Source organism: Nocardioides sp. cx-169 (assembly GCF_021083605.1).
Taxonomy (GTDB): Bacteria; Actinomycetota; Actinomycetes; order Propionibacteriales; family Nocardioidaceae; genus Nocardioides.
Window position 1 is genome coordinate 317,288 of the sequence record NZ_JAJNRO010000002.1, and the last position, 21,887, is coordinate 339,174.

Sequence of the window (21,887 nt, forward strand, 5' to 3'; positions counted from 1 at the left end):
GTCACCACGAGCGTGCGCCCCGGGTACGTGACGATCAACACATTTGTGCACTATTGGGACCGGAGTGCAAGAATGCACTCCGTGGAAGAAAGTGCAACGCTGCGGGAGAGGCGGCGCCTCGAGACCGAGTCCCGCATCACGGCGTGCGCGCAGCGGCTCACCGACGAGCGCGGCCTGGACGGCTTCACGATGGACGAGCTCGCGGAGACCGCCGAGGTGTCGCGCCGCACGCTCTTCAACTACTTCCCCAGCAAGATCGACGCCGTGCTCGGCAAGCCGCCGGAGATCCCGCCGTCGGTCATGGCGACCTTCCTCGAGGGAGGGCCGCACGGTCACCTCGTCGAGGACCTGGGCGAGCTGGTCCGGGTGATCCTGGACGGCAAGGACATCGATCGCGAGCGCATGGAGGCCGGCCGCCAGGTCATCCTCGCCAACCCGCGGCTGATCCTCGCCGTCCACGAGCGCTTCGAGGAGATCACCTCCGACTTCGTCGACATGATCCTGGCCCGCGAAGGCCAGGACTTCGGAGTCGACCGCTCCCGCCTGGTCATCCGGCTGCTCGTGGCGATCTTCGACTGCTGCCTTCCGTTCACCGAGATCGACCCCGCCCGCTCGCTGCCCGACGACTTCACCGCCAACCTGCACGCGGCGCGCGAGCTCTTCGGCTGACGGCCGTAGCCCGAACCACTTCCGCCTTCCCCCTTCCCCGCCCCGAACCAGGAGTCCTCCATGGCCACCGCGCTCTACCGCCTCGGCAAGACGGCATTCCGCCGCTGGCCGCTCTTCCTCACCGGCTGGATCATCGCCGTCATCGCCGTCGGCGCGTTCGCCACGACGATGTCGAAGCCGATGTCCGACTCGTTCTCGATCCCCGGCATCCCCTCGGAGAAGGCCGCGGACCTCCAGGCCGAGCTGTTCCCGGACGCGGTCGACGCCTTCGACCAGGCGACCGTGAAGGTCGTCGTCGCGGCGCCTGAGGGCAGCACGCTGTCCGACCCGGAGTACGCCGAGCAGGTCCAGGCCCTCGTCGCGGACCTCGGCAAGCTGCCGCAGATGCCCGACGCCCCACTGGCCGGGCCGGTCGAGGCCGCGCAGGGGCAGGAGGACGCGCTGGTGAAGGCCGCGAGGGAGGCCGGCTCGCCGGTGGAGGACGCCCGCACCAACGCCGCCGCCCTCTCGCCGCTGAGCGAGGACGGCCGGGTCGGCATCATCACCTGGGACTTCGACGTCGACGCGGTGGCCGACGTGAAGCCCGCCACGATCGAGGCCCTCATGGACGTCATGGACGAGGCCGACGACGATGGCCTGACCGTCGAGGCCAACGGCTCCGGCACCACCGGCATGCTGGAGATCGGCGGCACGTCCGAGCTGATCGGCATCGCGGTCGCGCTCCTCGTACTGATCCTCACGTTCGGCTCGCTCGTCGCGGCCGGCCTGCCGATCCTCACCGCCCTGATCGGCGTCGGGCTCGGGATCATGGGCGTCACCGCCATGACGGCGTTCACCGACATCGGCTCGACCACGCCCATGCTCGCCACCATGATCGGGCTCGCGGTAGGGATCGACTACGCGCTGTTCATCCTGGCGCGCTATCGCAGCGAGCTGCACCACACCGATGACCGCGAGGAGGCCGTCGGCATCGCGGTCGGCACGGCCGGGTCCGCGGTGGTCTTCGCCGGGCTCACCGTGATCATCGCGCTGGCCGCTCTGCTCGTGGTGCGCATCCCGTTCCTGGCGAGCATGGGTCTCGCCGCGGCGGCCACCGTCTTCATCTCGGTGCTCGTCGCGCTCACCCTGCTGCCGGCTCTGCTGGGCATGACCAAGGCGAAGGCGTTCGGCCTTCGGGTCCGCCACTACCGCCCGAAGCGCGACGAGGACGGCCTGATCCTCAACAACGGCGTCCGCTGGGCGCGCCTCATCGCGCGGGCCCCGATCGCGGTCGTGGTCCTGGTCGTCGTGGGCCTCGGCGTGCTCGCCGTACCCCTGACCAACCTGCACCTCGCCTTCCCGAGCGACAGCACGTCGTCGACCGAGACCACGCAGCGCCAGGCCTCCGACCTGGTCGCCGACGCGTTCGGCCCGGGTCGCGACGCGCCCATGATCATGGTGGTCGACGCCCGCGACGTACCTGAGGCGGATCGTCCGGCGGCGTTCGGCGAGGTCGCCGGATGGGCAGCCGGCCTGGACAACGTCCAGAACGCCCAGGTGGTCGGGATGAACAAGCAGGGCACCGGCGCCTCGGTGCTCATCACCCCCGAGACGGGCCCCGAGGACACCGCCACGGAGGACCTGCTCACCGACCTGCGCGAGGGCCAGGGCGACATCGAGGAGCAGACGGGTACGACGACCGGCGTGACCGGCCTGACCGCCATCACCACCGACGTCTCCGAGCGGCTCAGCGACGCGCTGCCGGTCTACCTCGCGGTCGTCGTCGGGCTCGCGTTCCTGCTGCTGACCCTGGTCTTCCGCTCGCTGCTCGTGCCGCTGACCGCCACGCTCGGCTTCCTGCTCTCGGTGCTGGCGACGCTCGGCGTCACCGTCGCGGTGTTCCAGGAGGGCATGTTCGGGATCGTGGAGGGCCAGCCGATCGTCAGCTTCATGCCGATCTTCCTGATCGGTCTGGTGTTCGGCCTCGCCATGGACTACCAGGTCTTCCTGGTCACCCGGATGCGCGAGGCGCACGTACACGGCATGTCGACCCACGACGCGGTCATCGACGGCTTCCGCAACAGCGCCCGCGTCGTCGCGGCGGCCGGGGTCATCATGATCTCGGTGTTCGCGGCGTTCATCCTGATCGACGAGCCGATCATCAAGTCGATGGGCTTCGCGCTCGCGGTGGCGGTCCTGTTCGACGCCTTCATCGTGCGGATGGCCCTGATCCCGGCGCTGATGTACCTGCTCCACGAGAAGGCCTGGTGGCTGCCCGCCTGGCTCGACCGCCTGCTGCCCAACGTCGACGTCGAGGGCGAGCAGCTGGTCCGCCCCCACCTCAACGGCGGCAACCCCGAGGACGAGCTCGGCGAGCTCGACAGCGAGAGCTCCGCACGCGTCTGAGGCGGAGCGACCCCCGAGCGGGCGGATCTCAGCGGACGCTGGGGCCCGCCCGCTCGGCGTACCGGGTGCCTCTGGCGATTTCCCTGACCTTCTGGGCCGTTTTTCCGGCCCAGAACGTCAGGTTTTTCAGCATCTGCTGATAACCCTGCTGCAGCCCCTCAGCCCTTCGCGAGGTGCTCGAGCAGGTTCTTGGAGAACCGGTCGCCCATGGTGGCCATGACGCCCTTCATGGCGGTACGGACGGCGGGGCCGGCGGCGCGTGGCAGCGGCAGGCTGACGCAGATCTCCATGCTGGTCTCGAGGCGGGTGCCGCCGTCGACCTCGCGCAGGTCGTACCACCCCGTCACACCCGCGCGCTCCTTGGCACCGGCAGCCGGGTCGTGGTGGAACTCGATGCGCTCCTGCTCCTTGAGCGTCATCCGCTCGGTGAACGTCGGCGAGAAGCCGGCGCCGAGCACCTCGAGACCGACCATCGACCACACCCAGTGCTCGCCGCGGTCCTCGATCCGCTTGACGAACGGCGTCATCCGCCCGACCAGCGCCGGGTCGATGAGCGCGTCCCAGATCGACGAGCGCTGGTGGGGCACGACGGCCTCGGCCGTGGTGGTCGCGGAGAAGACGGCCATCAGGCGGCCAGCGCCTTCTCGATGTCGCCGCTGATCTTCTCCGGCGCGGTGGTCGGCGAGTACCGGCCGATGACCCTGCCGTCGCGACCGACCAGGAACCTGGTGAAGTTCCACTTGATCCTGCTGCCGAGCAGCCCGCTCTTCTCCGCGCGCAGCCACTGGAAGACGGGGTGGGCGTCGTCGCCGTTGACCTCCACCTTGCTGAAGAGGGGGAAGGTGACCCCGAAGTTGCGCTCGCAGAACCCGGCGATCTCCGCGTCGTCGCCGGGCTCCTGGTGGCGGAACTGGTCGCACGGGAAGCCGAGGACCGCGAAGCCCTGGACGCCGTACCGGCCGTGCAGCTCCTGAAGCCCCTGGTACTGCGGGGTGAAGCCGCACTGCGAGGCGGTGTTGACGACCAGCACGACCTGGCCTGCGTACGCCGCGAGGTCGACGTCCTGGCCGTCGATGCCCGTGGCGGAGAAGTCCTGGAGAGTGCTCATGCCCCCCGTTTCCCCAACCGCGGGTCACTCAACCCACGAGGTGACCGGTGGCGCGCGCGGGCTGCTGGTAGCCGACCGGGTTGCGGTGCCCTCGAGCAGCACGGTCACCTCCCGCCCCTCCACGTCGAGCACGATCCGGTCGGCCTCCAGCGAGACGACGTCGCCGCTCACGACGTACTGCCCGTCGTGCTGCTTCTCGATCCCAGCGCCGGGCGGGCTGCGCTCCACGTCGCCGGTCGCCCTCAGCACCAGCGCGTGTCCCGCGCGGCCGCGCCCGCGCCACAGCAGGACGGCGCCCAGGAGCAGCAGCAGGTCCACCAGGCCCATGACCACCAGCCCTACCCGCGAGGTCAACTGCCCCTCCACCGTGTAGGCCGACGGGTCGTCGCGCAGCACGCGGACGCCGATCTGCGCGCTCGCGATCGCCTCGTCGTACGTCGCCCGGTCGACCTGGGCGACCCACACGGACTCATCGGGGTCGATGTCCTCCGGCATCTGGAACTCCACGAGGTAGCCACCGTCGTCGGCGACGAGCTGGGTGTCGGTGACCGTCGCGCGCACGTCCTCGCCGTCGCGGTCCACGCGCCACCCCGTCCAGGTGCTGTGGGCGATCGGCAGGTTGACCAGCAGTGCCACCACCGCCAGCAGCAGGAGGCTCTTGGTGCGCCTGCTCACGAGCCGCTCCACGGCCGGCCCCACTGCGGGCCCCATACGAACGTGTCGAGCTCGCGGCGGCGACGCACCTTCTGCTCCCGGTCGCGGTCGCGCTCGGGGACCTCCGCGGGCTCGCCGCGCACGCCGACCGCGATCCCGGTCAGGACGCGGTACCAGGCGGGGACCCCCAACTCGTCGTGCACCGCCCCCCGGTCGAAGCCCGCGAACTGGTGCGCGTGCAGCCCCATCGCCTGTGCCTGGAGCGTGAGGTGCGCGGCGGCCTGGCCGAGGTCGTGGCAGGCGTGGTCCGGGCTGTCCCCGCCCTGCCCGTCGGGGTCGGGCGCGACCTGGGTGGCGGTCACGAACACGACGCTCGCGCGAGGCACCCAGCCGGAGTTGCCGCGGCTGAGGTGGCGCACCAGCACGTCGTGGCCGGCCGAGCCCCGCTCCGCGACCAGGAGCGCCCACGGCTGGCGGTTGCCCCAGCTGGGCGCCCACTGCGCGGCGTGGAGCAGCGTCTCGACGTCGCCGGCGCCCAGGCGGTGGTGGGCGTCGAAGATGCTGGGGCTCCAACGCGAGCGCATCGGCTCGGCCAGGCCCTCGGCCCCGGGCATGGGTGCGTGCGGCTCCTCCATGCCGGCCAGTATCGCCGCCGGGCAGGTGGTCCGGGGTGTCGGCGCCCACCAGGGTCGGACGGTGTGGCCTGCGGAACATTCCGGACCGCGCCCGGTGTATTCGTGGCTCACAGCCGCTGGCGACCTGGGATGCTGCCCGCATGCCACCCCGCGCTCTCGGACGACTGGGGCTCCTCCTGCGCGATCGAGGGCTTCAGGCCGGCTTCGGGGTGCTCGCCCTGTTGGTCCTCGCCGACCTGCGCCGCGACCTGTTGCTCACCGCGACGTACTCGGCCAGCGCGATCATCGCCTCGATGCTCACCACCGCCCGGCGCACCGCCGCCGTCGCGGTCGCGGGCGTGGTGCTGGCGTTCGTGGTCGGCTATCTCGACGAGGGCACCGCGGGCACCGAGTGGCTCCTGCGGGCCTGGCTCGGGGTCGCGCTCGCGATCCTGGCCGTCGTCTCGGCCGTCGTGCGCGACCGTCGCGAGGAGCGACTGCGGCGGATGACCGTCATCGCAGCCACCGCCCAGCAGGCGCTCCTGAGCTCGCTGCCCGCGCGCCTGGGCGAGGTCGTCCTCGCGGCTCGCTACGTCTCGGCCACCGCCGCTGCGCAGGTCGGCGGGGACCTCTACGAGGCCAGCTTAACGCCGAACGGCGTGCGGATGATCATCGGCGACGTGAAGGGCAAGGGCCTCGAGGCGGTCCAGGTCGCGGCATCGGTGCTGAGCGCGTTCCGGCACGCCGCGGTGACCGAGACCGACATCGGCGCGGTCGCCCGCACGCTGGACGCCACCGTCGCAGGGATGGTCTCCGACGAGGACTTCGTGACCGCGATCGTCGCGGAGTTCACCGCCGACCGGGTCACGCTCGCCAACTGCGGCCACCCCTCACCCGTGCTGGTGGCCGGGCGCACCGCGTCGAGTCTCGAGCCCAGCGAGCACACCCTGCCGCTCGGGCTGGGCGCCGACCCGGTCCTCACCACCCACGACTGGCCCGAGGGCGCGCGGATGCTCCTCTACACCGACGGCCTGGTCGAGGCGCGCGACAGCCGGGGGCGCTTCTTCTCCCTCGACGAGCACGCCGACGACCTGTCCCGCGGCTCGCTCGAGCAGGCCCTCGACCACCTCGTCGACGAGCTGCTCCAGCACGCCGGCACCCAGGTCGACGACGACCTCGCGCTGGTCCTCACCGAGCATCACGCTTAGCGGCCAGACGTCTCAAGCGGCGCCTCACCTCTTTGTGGACCGGTTGGAATACAAACCTAGGATCGGTCATGGCCGGCTCGCCCACCGCCCCTATCGGCAGACCTCGAGAGTTCGACCTCGACGAGGCCCTCGACCGCGCCGTCGAGGTCTTCTGGCGGCAGGGCTACGAAGCCACCAGCCTCACGGACCTGACGACGCGATGAAGATCGGCAAGCCCAGCCTCTATGCCGCCTTCGGTGGCAAGGAGGAGCTGTTCCGCAAGGCGCTGGACCGCTACACCGCGGGCCCCGGCTCCTACGCGCTGCGGGCCGCGCTGGAGCCGACGGCGAAGAGGGTCGCCGAGGCCTTCCTCCTCGGCACCATCGCGGCCCGGCTCGCCTCACGGCTGCCTGGGAGTGCAGGGAGCCTTGGCGGCCAGCGACGAGCGGCTGGTCGTCCACGACCTTCTCGCCGAGTGGCGTGAGGGCGCGCGGGCCGGACTCGAGGCCCGGTTCCGACGGGCTCGCGAGGAAGGCGACCTGGCAGACGACTCGGACCCTGCCCGCCTGGCCCGCTACGTCCTCACCGTCTCGAACGGTCTCGCCGTGCAGGCCGCCAGCGGCGTCGCACCCAAGGTGCTTCGTGGCGTGGTCGAAGAGGCGCTGAGCACGCGCAGGCGCAGCCAGCACGGAGCGCAGCGGCGCGTGCAGCAGGAGCAGGTCGGCGGGCCCGCCCTCGGCCAGGCGGCGGGGCGCCGCGCAGGGCAGGCGGCCGGTGGGAGGTAGCCGGCGAGGGCCGTCCGCGGGCTCACCGCCTCGGCGGCGCCGATCGCCACCCCGTGCGCGGTCCGCCGCTACACGGCGGACCTGATGACCTGCCACGGGTGCAGTTCGCCGAACGGCGCGTCACTGGACGGCGTCGTCGGGATCCCCGAGTCGGCCAGGCTGCGATGGGGGTAGAGCACGGCCAGGCCGTCGGGGCGACGTCGCGCAGGTAGGTGGTGCCCCGAGTGCGCAGGAAGTCCGGCTGCGTCACGACCCGCAGGGCGAGCTCGCGCATGCTCTCGTGCAGGTCGGTCGGCACCACGGCACCGTGCTCGATCCGGTCGCCCGGCGCGGCCCCCACCTCGCCCAGGACCGCGAGGGTCAGGACGAGGGACTCCCGGGTCACTCGCCCCCCGGTGCCGCGCAGGCGGGCGACCAGGCCCGGCTCGACGATGCGCCAGGCGACGGAGTTGAGCATCCACAGCGCGCCGCTGCGGTGCTGGACCCGGGCCGGGGTCTCGCCGGTCAGCTCGTCGAGCAGGTCGTCACCCACTTCGCCCGCGACCGACTCCTGGTAGTTCACGCCGCGGATCCAGCCGTCGGCCGGCAGCGCGTCCCGAGCCGCCTGCAATCGCCGGCGCAGGGCGTCCAGCCTGCCGGTCGCGGGCGGTCCACAGTCGACAGACTCCAGCCGCGCGGCCGTGGCCAGGAGGTGGAGGTGGTCGTGCAGGCCCGGAAGCAGGGCACCGCCGCGGCCGTGCACCCGCAGCGCCACCGCCTGCGTGGGCAGCACTCCCGGGGCGGCGATCGCGACCACGCGTCCGTCGGCGACGTCGACGTCGGCGCGCCGGCCGTCCACCTCGACCGTCGCGCAGCTGGATCCTCGCGGCGATCGTTACCGAAGCCACCTGTCGTTGTCCGCGCCCAGCGCCGGGGCGGTCCCCTTCGCGCGCCGGGCCCGCGGCGACCGGACCGGGTGGCGATGGCCGTGGCGGTCCTGCACCGTCCAGCCGGTCGCGTCCTGCCGGACGATCGCGCGGCCTGCGGACGGGTGGCTCAGGGCCTCCAGCACGGCGTCGCGCATGGACACCTCCACGAGCGCGGCGCGATCGCGAAGCAGCGCCTGCGCCGCGGCGGCCGCGGCCACGACGCCGCTGAGGGGATCGGCGATGGCGTCGCCGCACAGCCGGGGGGAGCCGTCCTCCCACACGATCAGGCCGGCGTCGGCGGCCACATCGTCGCCGTACCCGACCGTGTCGGACGCCCGTCCCTTGGCAGTGATCGAGAGCCACCCCGTGCCGCCGTCGACGACGGCGTCGGCATCAATCCCCCACCGCTGCAGGGCGCGTGGCCGAGACGCCTCGATCACCAGGTCGGCGCGCGCGAGGAGTCCCCGCAGCGCTCGCAGGTCGTCGGGATCGTCGGGGCGCACGGCCACCGAGGAGTGCCCCTGGTGAAGCATGCCGAAGAACGCGGCCGGTCCGCGCCGTGCCCCGTCGGGCCGGGACCAGCTCTCGACCTTCACGACCTCGGCTCCGCCCAACCACAGCAGGTGGGCGCAGAGCGGGCCTGCCCACAGGGAGCTGAAGTCCACCACCAGCGGGCGCTCGGCCACGCGTCGGTCACCGCCGAGCCGGATCACGCGTGCCGCCGGTGTCGGCGCGGAGGAGGCGACGACGCCCGGCTCGGGGATCGCGGCACCCGCCAGGCCGAGCAGCCGGGCGCGACTGAGCGCCTCCCGCGTGGGCAGGGTGCGCGACCAGCGCTCGAGGGCCTGCCACTGCCGCCGACTCGGCTGCTCGCCGGCGCCGCGCACCAGGTCGGACTCGACGAGCGCGGGCAGCAGGTCGACGTCGGCGGCGCGCGCCAGGGTGAGGCCGAGGTGGCCGTCCCGGGTGGGAAGAAAGCGGAACCCGCCGCCGCAGGACGACGGCGCGTTGCGACCCAGGCGTGCGATCGCGGCGCGCTCCCCCAGCACCTCGGGACCGGGCAGGGCCGGGGTGCGACCTGTTCGGGCCGCGACCGCGCGGCCGAGGTCCTCGAGGGCGCGGACGACCATCCCGGCCGGGTCGCCCGGCGCCACCAGGGGCGGCCCCTCGGGCCGACCGGTTAAGGCCATCGCGCCGGACTCCGCCCAGGCCCGCAGGACCGGGTCGGGCTCAGGCACGCGCGTCCACCAGCCCCCAGGCCAGTGCCCGGTCGAGGCCCACCCGCTCGCCGGTGAGGGCCATCCAGGCCGCCCGCCAGCGCCCGATCCGGCGCGGGACGCTGACCGTCCCGCCGGCGCCCGGCACCAGGCCCATCGACACCTCGGGGAGCCGGAACCACGCCCCCTCCCGCGCCACCACCCGGTGCGCGAAGGCGGCCACCTCGATGCCGGCGCCGACGACGGCCCCCTGCACCCGCACCTCCGTCCGGTCGGCGAGTCGGTGGAGCAGGTAGCCGGGGCTGTGCACGGAGCGGACGACGTGCGCGGTCGCGACGTCGGGTGCGCTGCCGAACTCGTCCAGGTCGCCGCCGCTGGAGAAGGACGGTCCGTGACCGGAGAGCTCGATCCGGGCCACCGAGCCGTCGGCCAGGGCGATCTCGAGGGCCCCGATCAGCGCGGCCCGCAGCCCCGTGTCGAAGGCGTTGTGCCGCGTCGGCCGGTTCAAGGCGATGCGGAGCACGTCTCCGACCCGCTCGGCGAGGACGGGACCGGCGGCCCGGGGCACCGCACGGCGCGGCGTGGCCGCGCGCCAGGCCTGGAACTCCGGCCCCGCCAAGAGCGTGGAGTAGGCGAAGGACTCGGCGAGCAGGCCCTCGGCGACCGGCACGGAGTCGGTGATGCGCAGCAGCCCCGCGAGCGCGGAGGCGGCCAGGGGGGCGGCGGCGACGGCATCCTCCAGGGCGGCCACGCCCGCGACCGGGTCCGCGTCGACCCAGGTGCGGCCGGGTCCGGACGGGGCCACGGTGACGGTGAGCCGCTCGAGGAGGGGCGCGGCGCCAGGGGGTACGCCGTGGGGGGCAAGGCCGACGAGGATCGGGCCCGGGGCGCCCAGCCGCTCGAGGAAGCGGCGTTGCGCCGCGGCGTGCCAGTCGAGGCCGACGCTGTCGTCGAGATCGATCAGGAGCAACGGCTCTCGCGGTGCCGCGACGTCCGCCCAGGGCGGTCGCCCGTCGACGGCCTCAACCAGGCGGCTGAGCGAGCACCGCACCACGGACCCCTCCTAGACGGACCGTTCCTCGGCGCACACGGAGCCGAGGGACGCGCACATCCTAGTGATCGTGAGCCGGCCCGCTCCCCGGCGGCTGCACCGGGCGCGCACCGGCCGCGTCGGGCGCCCCGAGCCGGCGACCGCGAGGCAGACCAGGCTCCGCCGCCGGATCACCCCCCACCAGAGGCCGCTGCCGAGATCACGGACTGCATCGACCAGGCGATGCGGGCGCTGCGCGACCACCTCGACGACTGACCTCACGATCGGGCCGGGCCGTGTACAGTTCTATTATCTGCCCAATACCCGCGTACCCCCGAGGAGGCCCCCACGTGGGGACGATCCTGCTCGTCCGCCATGGCCAGGCGATGACCGGAGCCGCCGACTACGACCTGCTGTCGCCCCTCGGCGAGCAGCAGGCCGGGCTGGTCGGCTCGGAGCTGGACCGGCGCGGCACCCGGCCCACGCGGATCCTGAGCGGCACCCTGCGGCGCCAGCGCCAGACCGCCGAGGGGGCGTCGCTGGCGTGCGGATGGGGGCCGGCCGTCGAGTCAGAGCCGGACTGGAACGAGTTCGACCACTCCGACGTGCTCGAGGTCGCGGGGCACCCCGGCTCGCCGCTCGACGCGGCCCTGCGGGAACGAGCGGTCTCACCGCTGGACACCGCGATCCCGCGCTGGTCCTCGGGGCTGCACGACTACGCGTACGCCGAGCCGTTCACGGACTTCACCACTCGCGTCCAGCGCGGCCTGCGCCGCCTGGCCGCGGACCTGGGCGCGGGCGAGACCGCGGTGGTCTTCACCAGCGCCGGGGTCATCGCCTGGATCGCTGCCGCCCTGACCTCGGGCGGCGAGCCCCAATGGCGCGCGCTCAACCGGGTGGTCGTGAACAGCAGCATCTCCAAGGTCGTCGTCGGACGACGGGGGACGACTCTGATCTCGTACAACGAGCATGCCCATCTGGCCCCGACGGCCGTGACCTACTCATGACCGCCGCGAACCCGAAGGAGACGATCGTGACACCGGACGACCACGACATCCCCAGTGCCCGGACCCGACCCGACGGCAGGCGCGTGATGGCATTGGACGGCGTCGCCGCCGTGACCGGGGCTGGAGGCGGCATCGGCTTCGCGGTCGCTGTCGAGCTCGCCGCCCGGGGGGCCGACGTCCTCGCGCTCGACCTGCGCGAGGAGATGGCCGGACCGCTCGAGGAGGCCTGCGCGTCGTTGCCCGGGAGCCTGACCTTCCGCGTCCTCGACGTCACCGACCCCGGGGACTTCAGCTTCCCGGACCGCCTCCAGGTCCTCGTCAACAACGCCGGCATCCGCCGGGCGTACCTGCCGGTGGAGGAGACCGCCGCGCAGGAGTGGCGCGCGATCTTCGACGTCAACTTCTTCGGTCTCGTCGACCTCACCGCGCGGGCGATCCCGGTGCTCCGGGCTCGAGGGGCGGGCGTGATCTGCAACGTGACGTCCGCGGCGATCCTGCGGCCCATCCCGTTCCTCGGGCCGTACCGCGCCAGCAAGGCGGCGGTGGCCGGGTTCAACGAGACGCTGCGCCTCGAGGTCGCTCCCTTCGGCATCCGGGTGGTGGAGGTGCTCCCGGGCCCCACCCAGAGCTCCATCGCCACCGACTCGATGACCAAGCGGGTCGCCGACGCGGTGAACTACCCGCCCTACGCGCCGATGGCAAAGCGCCTGTTCGAGCGCAACAAGGAGCTCCCGGACGCGACCCCGGCGGCCGAGGTCGCCCGGTCGATCGTGGACTCGATCTGCAACGAGGAAGGCCCGATGCGTCACGGCACCAGCGCCGGCTCGGTCGGGGCGCTCAAGCGCTGGCGCATGTCGTCGGACGAGCAGCTCGCCGCCGCGGCCCTCGACGCGTTCGGCCCCACGGCCGCCCCCGGCGAGCGATGAGCTCCGCGCTGTCGGCCGGCGACCGGCAAGCGATCGCCGACCTCGTCGAGCGGTACGCCGTGTGCTTCGACGCGCGCGACACCGACGGCGTGATCGGCTGCTTCACCGACGACGTCCACCTGGACTACCTGGACGGGCGCAAGATCGCGGACGGCATCGAGGAGGTCCGCGCCACCATGTTCCAGTTCGCCGACGTGCCGCTGCCCGGAGTGGACCGGATCCTGCACTCCCACCACACGATGCGCGTGGACCGCCTGCAGACCGACCCGGCGATCGGCGACCAGGCCACCAGCCTGACGTCGTGTCTGGCCCACCTGCTGGTCCAGGACGGCGAGCGCACCGCCCTGCTGACCCGGGCGGTCGAGTACGACGACGGGCACCGCCGCACGGCCGGCGGATGGCGCATCGCGCGCCGCCGGCACCGCCAGATCTGGGAGGCTCGCCAGCCGGCGACGTACCTGCGCTGAGGGCCCCCTACAGGGCCAGGCGTCGCAGCAGCGCGTCCGCCGCGCTTAGCCCCCGGCAGATCACCGAGGCGTACCCCTCCTGCTCGACGCGGGCTCCGATCAGCTCGATCTCCATCGGACCCTGGTATCCGGTCTCCCGCACGTAGCCGAGCAGCCGGTCCAGCTCGACGATCCCGTCACCGAAGGGGACGCGGTGGACGGCCGGCGGGTCGTCGGCACGGGCGACCTCGCCCAAGGCGACGTCGCCGATCTGGACCAGGCCGATGTGCGGGGCGGCGTCCGCGAGCACCTGCGCGAGGTCGCGCTCCATCCAGCAGTTGCAGATATCGGCCACGATCTGCAGACCGGTGTGCTCGGCGACGACGACGGCGTCGCGAAGGGTGTTGACGAAGGAGACGTCAATGCGCTGCGACGGCTCGAAGGCCAGCCGAACTCCGCGCTCCCGCGCGTGCTCGACGCTGGGCCGCATCGCACGGTTGAGCGTCGCCAGCACCTCGTCCCACGTCGCCCCCGTGGTGCGGCCCGGGGTGAGGTAGACCGACCACCCTCCGTGATCGGCGACCGCATCGACGATCCGGTCGAGCCGCCGCCTCGAGGCATCCCAGCTGGAGGGGTCGGCCAGGTCGAAGCGGGGCGCCACCACCGTGGAGGCCTGCATCCCGGCGTCGGCCAGCAGGGCGAGCCTGCCTGGCACGTCCTCGCCCAGCTTGGCGCTCATGAGCCCCGCCCATCCGATCCCCAGCTCCCGCCACAGCGCGAGGTCCTCCTCGAAGGACCAGCGCACGGAGCTGAGGGCGCTCACGGAAAGGCGGGGATGGACGCGCGCGCCCGCGACGGACGTCATGGCGCCCCGACCCCGCTCGGCGAGGACGCGCGTTCGCGCCGGACCGGCCGGCCGGTCACGCCGGGAGGCTTCCGGTGTGCACACGGGCCAGGTGGAGGCCTTCGGCCTGGCTGTCCGCCTCGACCGACCACTCGCCGCACGAGCACCAGCACCGGTACCGCTCCCCGTCGGGGATGACCGCCTGACCGTCGCAGGTGCCGCCGCTGTTGGCGATGCTGGTCAGGAACTCCAGCGGCTTCTCCTCGAGTGCGCTGTCGTAGCCCTCGTCCATGCTCAGCTCTCCTCGTCACCGGCCACCCGGAACACCGGGAGCAGCCAGCCGTCGTTGATGGGATGGAAGTCGACGACCAGCTCCATGCCGATCCGCACGTCCTCGGGGAGCACGCCCACGACGTTGGTCACCAGCCGGGCCCCGGGAGCGTCGGGCAGGTCGACCACGGCCGGCACCAGCGTCGCGTCCGGGAGCCCCGGGAACCCGTGCACGACCGCGAAGCTGTAGACCACCGCGCGACCGGAGAGCTCCGGCCAGTCCACCGCGGTGGACTGGCACTGGGGGCAGTACGCCGTGGGGGGCAGCCGGAAGTGGCCGCAGTCCCCGCACTGGGCGGCGACCAGGCGGCGCTCCTTGGCGGCGAGCCAGAACGGCTCCGTCGTCGAGTCCGCTGTGATGGTGATCCGGTCCGAGGGCAGCGCCGTGGCGACGCGGGCGCTCATCTGTCGCGCCCCAGGATCAAGCCGCTGACCGGCAGGCTGGCCGGCCCTCCCGTGCAGAGCGCGAGCTCGGCCCCCTGGACCTGGTTGATCGCCGTGCCCCGCATCTGCTCCACCCCTTCGACGATCTGCGTCATGCCGATCACGTAGCCCTCCGAGAGCTGCCCGCCGTGGGTGTTGACCGGAATCGTCCCCGGCCGGCGCTCCGCGGTGTAGCGGATGGCGCCGCTCTCCACGAACGCCCCACCCTCGCCCTTCGCGCAGAAGCCGTAGTCCTCGAGCTGCATGATCACCATCGGCGTGAAGTGGTCGTAGATCAGCGCGACGTCGATGTCCTGCGGCGTCACTCCCGCCTGCTTGTAGACCCGGTCCGCGATCGGGGCGTGTCCCCCGGAGGCGAAGACCCCGTCCGGCATCCCGAACCACGAGAACCCCCGACCCCACTCGCGGCTGCCGCCGTGGGCGACGGCGACGACCGGGACCGGGCGCTGCCGCAGATCACGGGCCCGGTCGATCGAGGTAGTGATCACCGCGACCGCGCCCTCGGTCTCCAGGCAGAAGTCGTAGATGCTCAACGGCTCGGCGATCATCCGCCCCGCGAAGTACTTCTCACGGGTGAGGAGCGTCTTCTGGATGGCCTTGGGCCGGTTGAGGGCGTTCAGCCGGGTGGAGATGGCCACCTCGGCGAACGCGTCGCGGGTGGTGCCGTAGTCGTGCATGTGCCGTCGCGCCAGGATCGACATCATGTGGCCCGGGCCGGCCAAGCCGGAGGGCTGCAGGAACGATCCCTGCACGCTCGGCGGCTTCGCCGCGACCACGGTGCCGAGCCGCTGCTTCTGCTGCTGCAACGCCATCACCGTGACGACGACGGAGGCGTCGCCGGCCACGATGGCGGCCCGGGCCAGGCCGATGGCGCCAGCCGATCCCCCGCCGCCGCCGGTGATGGTCGCCGAGAAGCCGACCTCCGGGATGCCGAGCGTCTCCATGAAGTCGACCGACTCCATCTTGTCGCCGTAGCCCGCGCCGGCCCCCGAGTAGTAGGCGAACCCGTCGATGTCCTTGACCGACAGGCCCGCGTCCTCGCACGCGGAGAGGATCGCCTCGCTCGCGAGCTGGGTGATGCTCGTGCCCGCGGACTCGCCCCGCTTGTAGTACGGCGTCGAGCCGACGCCGACGATCGCGACGTCACGCAGCCCGGAGTCGGTCGCCATCTGCTCAGGCCTCCCCGCCGGTGGGGACCGGCGGGACGTGCGGGAACAGCTCGAAGAACGCGCCCTGGGTGATCCGCAGGCGGGTCTCGTCCGAGACCCCGTCGAACAGCGTCTTGAGGGTGTCCTGCGTGTGGCCGAACGTGCCCTCCATGTGCGGGTAGTCCGACCCGAACATCACGTTGCGGTAGCCCATCGCCTCGAAGGCGGCGACCGCGGTCTCGTCGTGCTGGAAGGAGGCGTAGACCTGTGTCATCAGCGTCTCCTTGGGGTCCCGCTTCAGCTTGGGCCGTACCATCCGGCTGTGCTGGCGGTAGCCCTCGAGCATGCGGTCGCCCAGGAACGGGATCCACGTCGCGCCGCCCTCGGAGATCAGGACCTTCAGGTCCGGGTGCCGGTCCAGCGCACCGGAGGCCACGAGCTTCATCGCGGCCCGCTGACCCGAGAACGTGGTCTCGGCGTAGTTCATGATCGCGCCGCCGGGTCCACGGTAGACGACGCCGGCTCCGCCGGCGGTCATGTCGACGGGATCGGTCCCGATGTGGAAGGCCAGCACCATGCCGGCGTCCTCCGCGGCCTGCCAGAACGGCTCCCAGTCGTCACGGTGCCAGTCGGGTGCGCTCGGGTGCGGCGTGGTGGGCAGGAAGACCGCCTTGAAGCCCTGTCCGGCCGCCCACGTGAGCTCCTCGATCGCGTCGGCGACCTGGAGGGTCGAGATCTGGGCGGTGACGACGTACCGCTCCGAGACCGAGCAGATCTCCTCCAGCGCCCACTCGTTGCTGGCCCGCATGCACGCCTTCAGGAGCTCGGGGGTCCGGAAGGTCGAGGCCCACATGCCCAGGGACGGGAAGATCACCTCGCCCCAGACCCCCTCGTCGTCGAGGTCGCGGAGCCGGACCCGCGCATCGCGGATGCCCTGCGCCTTGCGGGTCTCCTCGAGGAACTCCATCGCCGCGGAGGTGGGCAGCTTGCGACGGAACGACTGCCCGTCCACGTGGACGGTCTCGTACTCGCCGTCGGCGTCCTTCTCCGACCGCGGGGTCAGGTCGGCGAGGGCCTTGGGCAGCCGCGTCTGCCACAGGTCGTCAGGCTCCAGGAAATGCGAGTCGCCTGAGTTGGTCCAGATCTTGGGAATCACGAGTCCTCCGATGGGAGCGGGGTCGGTCGAGGAAACCGACTATTCCAGTAACTGATTCAACTGTCGATACTTTTTAAGAGTCTGCTCTTACTATGTGGTCCATGATCCCGCCGCCCGCAACCCGGCGCCGCCACGCCGCCGGACAGGCCACGCGAGAGCGTCTGCTCAAGGCCGCCGAGCAGCTCTTCGCCATCCATGGCCTCGACGGCGTCACCCTGCGCGAGATCCGGCTCCTGGCCGAGCAGTCGAACTCGTCGGCGATCGCCTACCACTTCGGCTCGAAGGAAGGGCTGGTCCGGGCGTTGGTCGACCACCGCTACCGGCGCATCGACGCCCGCCGCCTGTCGCTGTTCCAGGAGGCCGAGGACCGGGGCCTGGACCGCGACCCGCGCACGATCGTCCTCGTGGTCGTGCGCCCGCTGCTCGAGAGCATCGAGGCCGGCGAGATGTTCGTGCCGTTCCTCGCCCGGCTCAGCACCAACGCCGCGGCGCGCGAGGGATTCTGGCCGCGCGAACTGCCAGACAGCTCCATGGAGGTGCTCACGACCCTGGTGTCGCGAGCCATCGACCAGGTGCCGGACCGCCTGCGGCGCGCGCGCGAGGTCCAGCTCCACAACAGCGTGCTCAACCTGCTCAGCGAGCACGCCCTGCGGGGACGGGCGATCAGCCCGGTGCGGCTCAGCGGTTACGTCGACGGCTGGGCGGCCCTGCTGACCGCGCCGTGCTCGGCCGAGACGATGGAGCTGCTGCGCGACGAGGCGCCGCTCACCGAGCGCTGAGCGCTGAGCGCTGCGAGCGTCCGGGCCAGCGCCGGCGCGTCCGACAGCGAGCGGAGCATGTCGTTGAGGTGGGTGCAGCCGGCCGGCCCGGCGAGGTCGCGCAGCACCGTGGTCCGCAGGTCCTGCAAGGTGCCCCCGACCAGACGGGTCGTGTTGAGCGTGGCGAGCGGACACTCGTGGTACGGCAGCACCCGTGGCACCGGCGACACGGATGTCACGACCTCGTCCGCGTCGGACTCCGCCGTGAGCACGTACTCGTGGATCGCCGTACGACCGCCGTCCGGCAGCGTCCCTGAGTCCTGGTAGAAGCCGTCCAGACGCAGCCCTGACTCGTCTCGCACCACGTCGAGCCGTCGCGCCCGGCGCATCGAGATCCCCGTGGGCTCGGTGAGCCGGTGCCAGGCGAGAAGGTCGTCGCCGTCTCCGATCTCGTCCGCCGGGGCGCGGTTCTGCTCCCAGCGCAGCGTGCCGTCGGGGTTGAGGGCGCTGGACCCCGACTGGTAGCCCGTGCAGATGTCGGTCATCACCCGTCGCCGGACCTCCTGCTTGCCCTCGAGGTAGCGATCGATCCCGTACCAGGGCCGGAAGGCGGCCCCTGAGACGAGCGTCGCCCCCGGCAGGTCGTCCAGCAGCCGGTAGAGCAACGAGGCCGCGGCCACCTCGGCCGGCAGCGTCTCCACCACCCGGGCCCGGTGGCCACCCATCGCAGGCTGGCCCACGAGGTCGGCCAGCGCGGGCAGTCTCGGCGAGCTCACGATCTCGACGATGTCGCGGGACGGATGGTCCAGCACCACGCGCAGCGACGCCGCCGCCACGACGTGGACCGATCCGTCGCGCGCGGTCACCAGGTCGCGCGCGCGTCCCGCCAGGATCGTCTCCCCGGCCATCCCGTCGGGCCAGGCGGCGTCGATCGTGCTGGTCCGTCGCACGGACCCCGGACGACGAGGCGGCGCGGACGGCCCCGATCCACAGGGCTCCAGCCCCGGTGGTACTTCGAGGCCGGTCATGCCACCGCGAACTCGGCAGAGCCCTCGATGACGACCTCGCCGTCGCCTCGGGTTATCCGCAGGCGGAGCTCCACCCGCCGCTCGCCCGCCTCCTCAAACTCGCGGACCACCTCACCACCGGCGTGGAGGACGTCACCGCGGTAGACGATGCGGAGGAACCGGGTCCGGAAGCGTCGCACGGTCTCCTCACCGAACTGCTCGGTGCAGTAGGCCGCCAGCCAGCCGGCACCCAGCATGCCGACGCCGAAGGCCTCGGGGTAGCCCGCCGAGCGGGCCAGTTCGTCGTCGTGGTGCATCGGGTTCAGGTCCCCGCTCGCCCCCTGATAGCGGACGATGTCGGTCATCGTGACCGGCCCGAAGGCGCGCTCCGGTAGCACCGCGCCCGGTGCCAGGGTGCTCATGCGGCGTCTTTGCGCACGAACGCGGAGGTGTAGTGGCACTCCGCGCGGAGGCCATGGTCGTCGGAGAACTCCAGGACGAACCTGACCAGGACCATGGGCCCTCGGCGCCCGTGCTTGGTCTCGATCCCGTGGAGCCGCTCTTCGACCCGCAGCTCCTCCCCCGCCCGGGGCACCCGGCCGTGGATGACGTACTCCTGCTCGAGCGAGAGAAGGCTGCGAACGTCCGGCTCGATCCCGATCTCCGCGCAGGCCTGGCGCACTTCGGGACCACCCAGCGTGCGGCCCACCGTGGTCCAGAAGGTCACGGTGGCCAGGAACGTCGGGGGGATCGGCGCCTCGGGGTCCTCCAGATAGGCGGGCCGTGCGGCCCCGGTCGCTCGTGCGTACTCGCGCACCTTGCCTCGCTCGATCGGCATGATCGTCACGCGCTACCTCCTGGAGCTACCTCAATTAATAATCTATTAAGTAGGATCTGACAACCGAAGTAACAGTTGACTGATCACTATGATGAGGTGCCCGTCCCGGGGATGCAGATCGGAGCACGATGACGACCTTCAGCAGCACGCCGGCTCCGGTCGGCGTGGTGATCCGCGCTCCCAAGACCGCCGAGCTCATCGCGACAAGCCTGCGCGGGAAGATCGTGCGCGGCGAGCTCCGCCCCGGCGACATCCTGCCGCCCGAGGGCGAGCTGCTGCTGCAGTTCGGCGTCTCGCGGCCCACGCTCCGAGAGGCCTTCCGGATCCTCGAGACCGAGTCGCTGATCGGGGTCCGCCGCGGCAGCCGCGGGGGCGCACAGGTGCGGACCCCCGACATCGCGGTCGCCACCCGCGCCGTGGGCCTGCTGCTGCAGATCCAGGGCACCACGATCGACGACGTCTACCAGGCGCGGATGATCTCCGAGCCGGTGTGCGCCCGGCTCCTGGCCGAGCGCCGCACCGAGCAGGACCTCCAGGACCTCGCCGACGTGCTGAGCACCCTGTCGGCCGAGGTCCGCTCCCGCGAGACGTTCTACCCCGACCCGGACGTCTGGGCCGACCAGACCTACCGCTTCCACGAGCTGATCGTCCAGCGCTCGGGGAACCGGACCCTGTCCCTGCAGGGCGCCGTGCTCCAGGAGATCGTGGCCAGCCACGTCCGCAGCCGGGTGCAGCGCTACTCCTCCGACGACCGCCCCGAGGTCTTCGAGCGGGCGCTGCTGTCCTACGCCCGGCTCATCGAGCTCGTGGAGGCCGGTCAGGCCGAGCGGGCGGAGGAGCACTGGCGCGCGCACATGCTCGCCGCCGGCCGATACCTGCTCAACGACGGGCAGCGGAACCAGCCCGTCGTCGACCTGTTCAACTGAGGAGATTCCCATGGCAGTGCACCAGGAGCGCCACGAGTCGATCCTCGTCGTGCGGATCGAGCGGGAGGCCAAGCGCAACGCCATCGACCGGGAGACGGCCGCCGGCATCGACGCCGCCCTGAACCTCCTCGAGGACGACGACAGCCTCCGGGTCGGCGTCCTGACCGGCACCAAGTCGGTGTTCTCCGCCGGCACCGACCTGCGGGACGGAGCCGGCCCGGGCACCGAGCGCGGCGGCGAGTACGGCGTGATCCGGCGCCGCCGCACCAAGCCGCTCATCGCCGCGGTCGAGGGGCCGGCCTACGGCGGCGGCTTCGAGATCGCGCTCGCCTGCGACCTCGTCGTCGCCTCACGCACCGCGCGGTTCGCGCTGCCGGAGAGCCGTCGCGGGGTCGTCGCGTCCTCGGGCGCACTGTTCCGCGCGATCCGCTGCCTGCCGCTGCAAGTGGCCAAGGAGCTGCTGATCGCCGGCACGGTACTCGACGCCGTCCGCGCCCACGAGCTGGGCCTGGTCAACCGGGTCACCGCCCGTGGCGGCGCGCTCGACGAGGCCGTGACGCTGGCTGGCGAGATCTGCGCCTCGTCGCCGGTCGCCGTCGCGGCGACCCTGGAGGCGATCGAGGGCCAGCTCGAGGCCGCCGACGCCCTGGGCTGGCGGCTGAGCGCCGCGGCCGTGGAGAGGGTGATTTCGAGCGAGGACCTGGCCGAGGGCATCGCGGCCTTTCTCGAACGGCGCGAGCCGCAGTGGACCGGCCGCTAGACCGGCCCACCGGGCGCGCGGCCGTACACGCGCCCGGTCCGCAGGCGCTCCGCCAGGCGGTGGCCCGGGTCAGATCAGTCGACTGGATGTTGGCGCCCAGACCGTACTGGGTGCTGTTCGCGAGCTCGACGGCCTCGTCCTCGGTGGCGAACTTGAACACCAGCAGCACCGGGCCGAAGTGACGTCGGGATCGAACGGGTCGCCCATCCGGCGGATCCTCCACGACTGCGCCGAGCCACGAGGGCACCGATGACGCCGTAGGGCTCGGGCGCGGTGTAGGAGAGGTAGCCCCGCTTGTCGAGGGTCGAGAGCACCTCGCCGCTCAGCTTGTCGCACCAGCCGGCGTACTAGCGGGTCCAGTTGATCGAGTTGTCGACCATGCGGTGGCCGAAGTGCAGCGGGGTGCCCCCGCCGAGGCCACGAACTGGACGAGCTCGTCGCGGTGGGCGTCCAGGGGGCCCGTGAAGCGCAGGAGCACCGTGCGGCGATCCTCTGGCGTCCAGCGTCGCTAGGCCTCGGCCTGCGTGGCGGTGATCTCGATCGCCTCGTTGCGCGGTGATGGTCATCGGTCTCCTCCTCGGTTCAGCGGACGGCGATGCCCGGCGTCAATGGGCAGTTGGATGCCGGTGACGTAGGCGGACTGGTCGGAGACCAGCCACGACACGGCGTTGGCGATGTCCTCCGGCTGGAGGATGCTCACCGGCAGCGCGTTCTGCATCTGGCTGATGGTGTTCTCGGCT

General features: G+C 72.1%; 28 protein-coding genes and 1 pseudogene. 12 read left to right on the top strand and 17 right to left on the bottom strand.

The features are described 5' to 3' along the window. Window positions 1–81 precede the first annotated feature (81 nt). Together LRP67_RS02685 and LRP67_RS02690 are read left to right on the top strand one after the other, a co-directional pair. Entirely contained in the window at window positions 82–669 is a 588-nt protein-coding gene (locus LRP67_RS02685) for a TetR/AcrR family transcriptional regulator (protein WP_231268637.1), read from the top strand. A 60-nt stretch (window positions 670–729) separates the two neighbouring features. Continuing rightward, on the top strand, window positions 730–3,054 hold the full coding sequence (locus LRP67_RS02690) for an MMPL family transporter (protein WP_231268639.1): 2,325 nt from the start codon (window positions 730–732) through the stop codon (window positions 3,052–3,054). Window positions 3,055–3,212: 158 nt separating this feature from the next. Here LRP67_RS02690 and LRP67_RS02695 read toward each other — a convergent pair whose 3' ends face one another. From LRP67_RS02695 to LRP67_RS02710, 4 genes are read right to left on the bottom strand one after another with little or no spacing between them, the layout of a single operon-like run. Then, window positions 3,213–3,680 carry an SRPBCC family protein gene (locus tag LRP67_RS02695; RefSeq protein ID WP_231268641.1) on the bottom strand — a complete coding sequence of 156 codons (468 nt, stop codon included), beginning with the start codon at window positions 3,678–3,680 and terminating at the stop codon, window positions 3,213–3,215. Continuing rightward, on the bottom strand, window positions 3,680–4,162 hold the full coding sequence (locus LRP67_RS02700; protein ID WP_231268643.1) for a glutathione peroxidase: 483 nt from the start codon (window positions 4,160–4,162) through the stop codon (window positions 3,680–3,682). The genes LRP67_RS02695 and LRP67_RS02700 overlap by 1 nt, the downstream gene beginning before the upstream one ends. A 24-nt stretch (window positions 4,163–4,186) precedes the next feature. Beyond that, window positions 4,187–4,837 (bottom strand): hypothetical protein, encoded by a 651-nt coding sequence (locus tag LRP67_RS02705; protein ID WP_231268645.1) that lies wholly within the window; start codon window positions 4,835–4,837, stop codon window positions 4,187–4,189. Continuing rightward, a complete protein-coding gene (locus LRP67_RS02710; protein WP_231268647.1) occupies window positions 4,834–5,451 on the bottom strand; it encodes a nitroreductase family protein in 618 nt (205 codons plus the stop codon). The genes LRP67_RS02705 and LRP67_RS02710 overlap by 4 nt, the downstream gene beginning before the upstream one ends. A 140-nt stretch (window positions 5,452–5,591) precedes the next feature. Here LRP67_RS02710 and LRP67_RS02715 point away from each other — a divergent pair, with 140 nt between their 5' ends. The 4 genes from LRP67_RS02715 to LRP67_RS02725 all read left to right on the top strand — a co-directional run bounded on the left by LRP67_RS02715 (window position 5,592) and on the right by LRP67_RS02725 (window position 7,402). Further along, window positions 5,592–6,638, top strand: a complete 1,047-nt coding sequence (locus LRP67_RS02715) for a PP2C family protein-serine/threonine phosphatase (RefSeq protein ID WP_231268649.1) — start codon at window positions 5,592–5,594, stop codon at window positions 6,636–6,638. Between the two features lie 68 nt (window positions 6,639–6,706). Next, complete coding sequence (locus tag LRP67_RS21230; protein WP_269210973.1) at window positions 6,707–6,841, top strand: hypothetical protein; 135 nt, start codon at window positions 6,707–6,709, stop codon at window positions 6,839–6,841. Then, complete coding sequence (locus LRP67_RS02720; protein WP_231268651.1) at window positions 6,838–7,101, top strand: hypothetical protein; 264 nt, start codon at window positions 6,838–6,840, stop codon at window positions 7,099–7,101. Before LRP67_RS21230 ends, LRP67_RS02720 begins: the two co-directional genes overlap by 4 nt. Beyond that, on the top strand, window positions 7,046–7,402 hold the full coding sequence (locus LRP67_RS02725) for a hypothetical protein (RefSeq protein WP_231268653.1): 357 nt from the start codon (window positions 7,046–7,048) through the stop codon (window positions 7,400–7,402). The genes LRP67_RS02720 and LRP67_RS02725 overlap by 56 nt, the downstream gene beginning before the upstream one ends. A 22-nt stretch (window positions 7,403–7,424) precedes the next feature. Here the strand turns inward: LRP67_RS02725 and LRP67_RS02730 are convergent, their stop codons facing one another. From LRP67_RS02730 to LRP67_RS21750, 3 genes are read right to left on the bottom strand one after another with little or no spacing between them, the layout of a single operon-like run. Further along, complete coding sequence (locus tag LRP67_RS02730; RefSeq protein WP_231268655.1) at window positions 7,425–8,240, bottom strand: hypothetical protein; 816 nt, start codon at window positions 8,238–8,240, stop codon at window positions 7,425–7,427. Window positions 8,241–8,276: 36 nt separating this feature from the next. After that, complete coding sequence (locus tag LRP67_RS02735) at window positions 8,277–9,548, bottom strand: CoA transferase (RefSeq protein WP_231268657.1); 1,272 nt, start codon at window positions 9,546–9,548, stop codon at window positions 8,277–8,279. Next, window positions 9,541–10,581, bottom strand: coding sequence for an enoyl-CoA hydratase/isomerase family protein (locus LRP67_RS21750; RefSeq protein WP_231268659.1), 1,041 nt, complete (start codon window positions 10,579–10,581; stop codon window positions 9,541–9,543). Before LRP67_RS21750 ends, LRP67_RS02735 begins: the two co-directional genes overlap by 8 nt. A 326-nt stretch (window positions 10,582–10,907) precedes the next feature. Between LRP67_RS21750 and LRP67_RS02745 the strand changes: the two genes are divergently transcribed. Genes LRP67_RS02745 through LRP67_RS02755 form a run of 3 tightly spaced genes read left to right on the top strand, consistent with a single transcriptional unit; the run spans window position 10,908 to window position 12,957 of the window. Then, window positions 10,908–11,564, top strand: coding sequence for a histidine phosphatase family protein (locus LRP67_RS02745; RefSeq protein ID WP_231268661.1), 657 nt, complete (start codon window positions 10,908–10,910; stop codon window positions 11,562–11,564). 26 nt (window positions 11,565–11,590) lie between these two features. Then, the gene (locus LRP67_RS02750) at window positions 11,591–12,490 is read left to right on the top strand and encodes an SDR family NAD(P)-dependent oxidoreductase (protein WP_231268662.1); all 900 of its coding nucleotides are present in this window, start codon (window positions 11,591–11,593) and stop codon (window positions 12,488–12,490) included. Beyond that, a complete protein-coding gene (locus LRP67_RS02755; RefSeq protein WP_231268663.1) occupies window positions 12,487–12,957 on the top strand; it encodes a nuclear transport factor 2 family protein in 471 nt (156 codons plus the stop codon). Before LRP67_RS02750 ends, LRP67_RS02755 begins: the two co-directional genes overlap by 4 nt. A gap of 7 nt (window positions 12,958–12,964) precedes the next feature. Here LRP67_RS02755 and LRP67_RS02760 read toward each other — a convergent pair whose 3' ends face one another. The 5 genes from LRP67_RS02760 to LRP67_RS02780 form a co-directional block, all read right to left on the bottom strand. Then, window positions 12,965–13,759, bottom strand: coding sequence for a sugar phosphate isomerase/epimerase (locus LRP67_RS02760; RefSeq protein WP_231268664.1), 795 nt, complete (start codon window positions 13,757–13,759; stop codon window positions 12,965–12,967). Between the two features lie 97 nt (window positions 13,760–13,856). Next, window positions 13,857–14,072, bottom strand: coding sequence for a hypothetical protein (locus LRP67_RS02765; protein ID WP_231268665.1), 216 nt, complete (start codon window positions 14,070–14,072; stop codon window positions 13,857–13,859). Window positions 14,073–14,074: 2 nt separating this feature from the next. Continuing rightward, window positions 14,075–14,515, bottom strand: a complete 441-nt coding sequence (locus LRP67_RS02770; RefSeq protein ID WP_231268666.1) for a Zn-ribbon domain-containing OB-fold protein — start codon at window positions 14,513–14,515, stop codon at window positions 14,075–14,077. Then, a complete protein-coding gene (locus LRP67_RS02775; RefSeq protein ID WP_231268667.1) occupies window positions 14,512–15,723 on the bottom strand; it encodes a thiolase in 1,212 nt (403 codons plus the stop codon). Before LRP67_RS02775 ends, LRP67_RS02770 begins: the two co-directional genes overlap by 4 nt. 4 nt (window positions 15,724–15,727) lie before the next feature. Then, the gene (locus LRP67_RS02780) at window positions 15,728–16,858 is read right to left on the bottom strand and encodes an amidohydrolase family protein (protein ID WP_231268668.1); all 1,131 of its coding nucleotides are present in this window, start codon (window positions 16,856–16,858) and stop codon (window positions 15,728–15,730) included. A 101-nt stretch (window positions 16,859–16,959) separates the two neighbouring features. On the opposite strand from LRP67_RS02780, the gene LRP67_RS02785 reads away from it, so the two are divergent. Continuing rightward, window positions 16,960–17,637 carry a TetR family transcriptional regulator gene (locus tag LRP67_RS02785; protein ID WP_231268669.1) on the top strand — a complete coding sequence of 226 codons (678 nt, stop codon included), beginning with the start codon at window positions 16,960–16,962 and terminating at the stop codon, window positions 17,635–17,637. Here LRP67_RS02785 and LRP67_RS21755 read toward each other — a convergent pair. The 3 genes from LRP67_RS21755 to LRP67_RS02800 all read right to left on the bottom strand — a co-directional run bounded on the left by LRP67_RS21755 (window position 17,544) and on the right by LRP67_RS02800 (window position 19,461). Continuing rightward, the gene (locus LRP67_RS21755; RefSeq protein ID WP_231268670.1) at window positions 17,544–18,566 is read right to left on the bottom strand and encodes a DUF2889 domain-containing protein; all 1,023 of its coding nucleotides are present in this window, start codon (window positions 18,564–18,566) and stop codon (window positions 17,544–17,546) included. The two genes, LRP67_RS02785 and LRP67_RS21755, sit on opposite strands and share 94 nt — an antisense overlap. A 74-nt stretch (window positions 18,567–18,640) precedes the next feature. After that, window positions 18,641–19,045, bottom strand: coding sequence for a MaoC/PaaZ C-terminal domain-containing protein (locus LRP67_RS02795; protein WP_231268671.1), 405 nt, complete (start codon window positions 19,043–19,045; stop codon window positions 18,641–18,643). Further along, complete coding sequence (locus LRP67_RS02800; RefSeq protein ID WP_231268992.1) at window positions 19,042–19,461, bottom strand: MaoC family dehydratase N-terminal domain-containing protein; 420 nt, start codon at window positions 19,459–19,461, stop codon at window positions 19,042–19,044. The genes LRP67_RS02795 and LRP67_RS02800 overlap by 4 nt, the downstream gene beginning before the upstream one ends. A 128-nt stretch (window positions 19,462–19,589) precedes the next feature. Between LRP67_RS02800 and LRP67_RS02805 the strand changes: the two genes are divergently transcribed. Beyond that, complete coding sequence (locus LRP67_RS02805) at window positions 19,590–20,387, top strand: FadR/GntR family transcriptional regulator (RefSeq protein WP_231268672.1); 798 nt, start codon at window positions 19,590–19,592, stop codon at window positions 20,385–20,387. 10 nt (window positions 20,388–20,397) lie between these two features. Beyond that, window positions 20,398–21,147, top strand: a complete 750-nt coding sequence (locus tag LRP67_RS02810) for an enoyl-CoA hydratase-related protein (RefSeq protein ID WP_231268673.1) — start codon at window positions 20,398–20,400, stop codon at window positions 21,145–21,147. A gap of 49 nt (window positions 21,148–21,196) precedes the next feature. Here the strand turns inward: LRP67_RS02810 and LRP67_RS21245 are convergent. Together LRP67_RS21245 and LRP67_RS02820 are read right to left on the bottom strand one after the other, a co-directional pair. Next, a pseudogene (locus LRP67_RS21245) lies at window positions 21,197–21,394 on the bottom strand (aldehyde dehydrogenase family protein); the annotation flags it as partial. Between the two features lie 315 nt (window positions 21,395–21,709). Then, on the bottom strand, window positions 21,710–21,865 hold the full coding sequence (locus LRP67_RS02820) for an SDR family oxidoreductase (RefSeq protein WP_269210974.1): 156 nt from the start codon (window positions 21,863–21,865) through the stop codon (window positions 21,710–21,712). Between the last annotated feature and the right edge of the window lie 22 nt (window positions 21,866–21,887).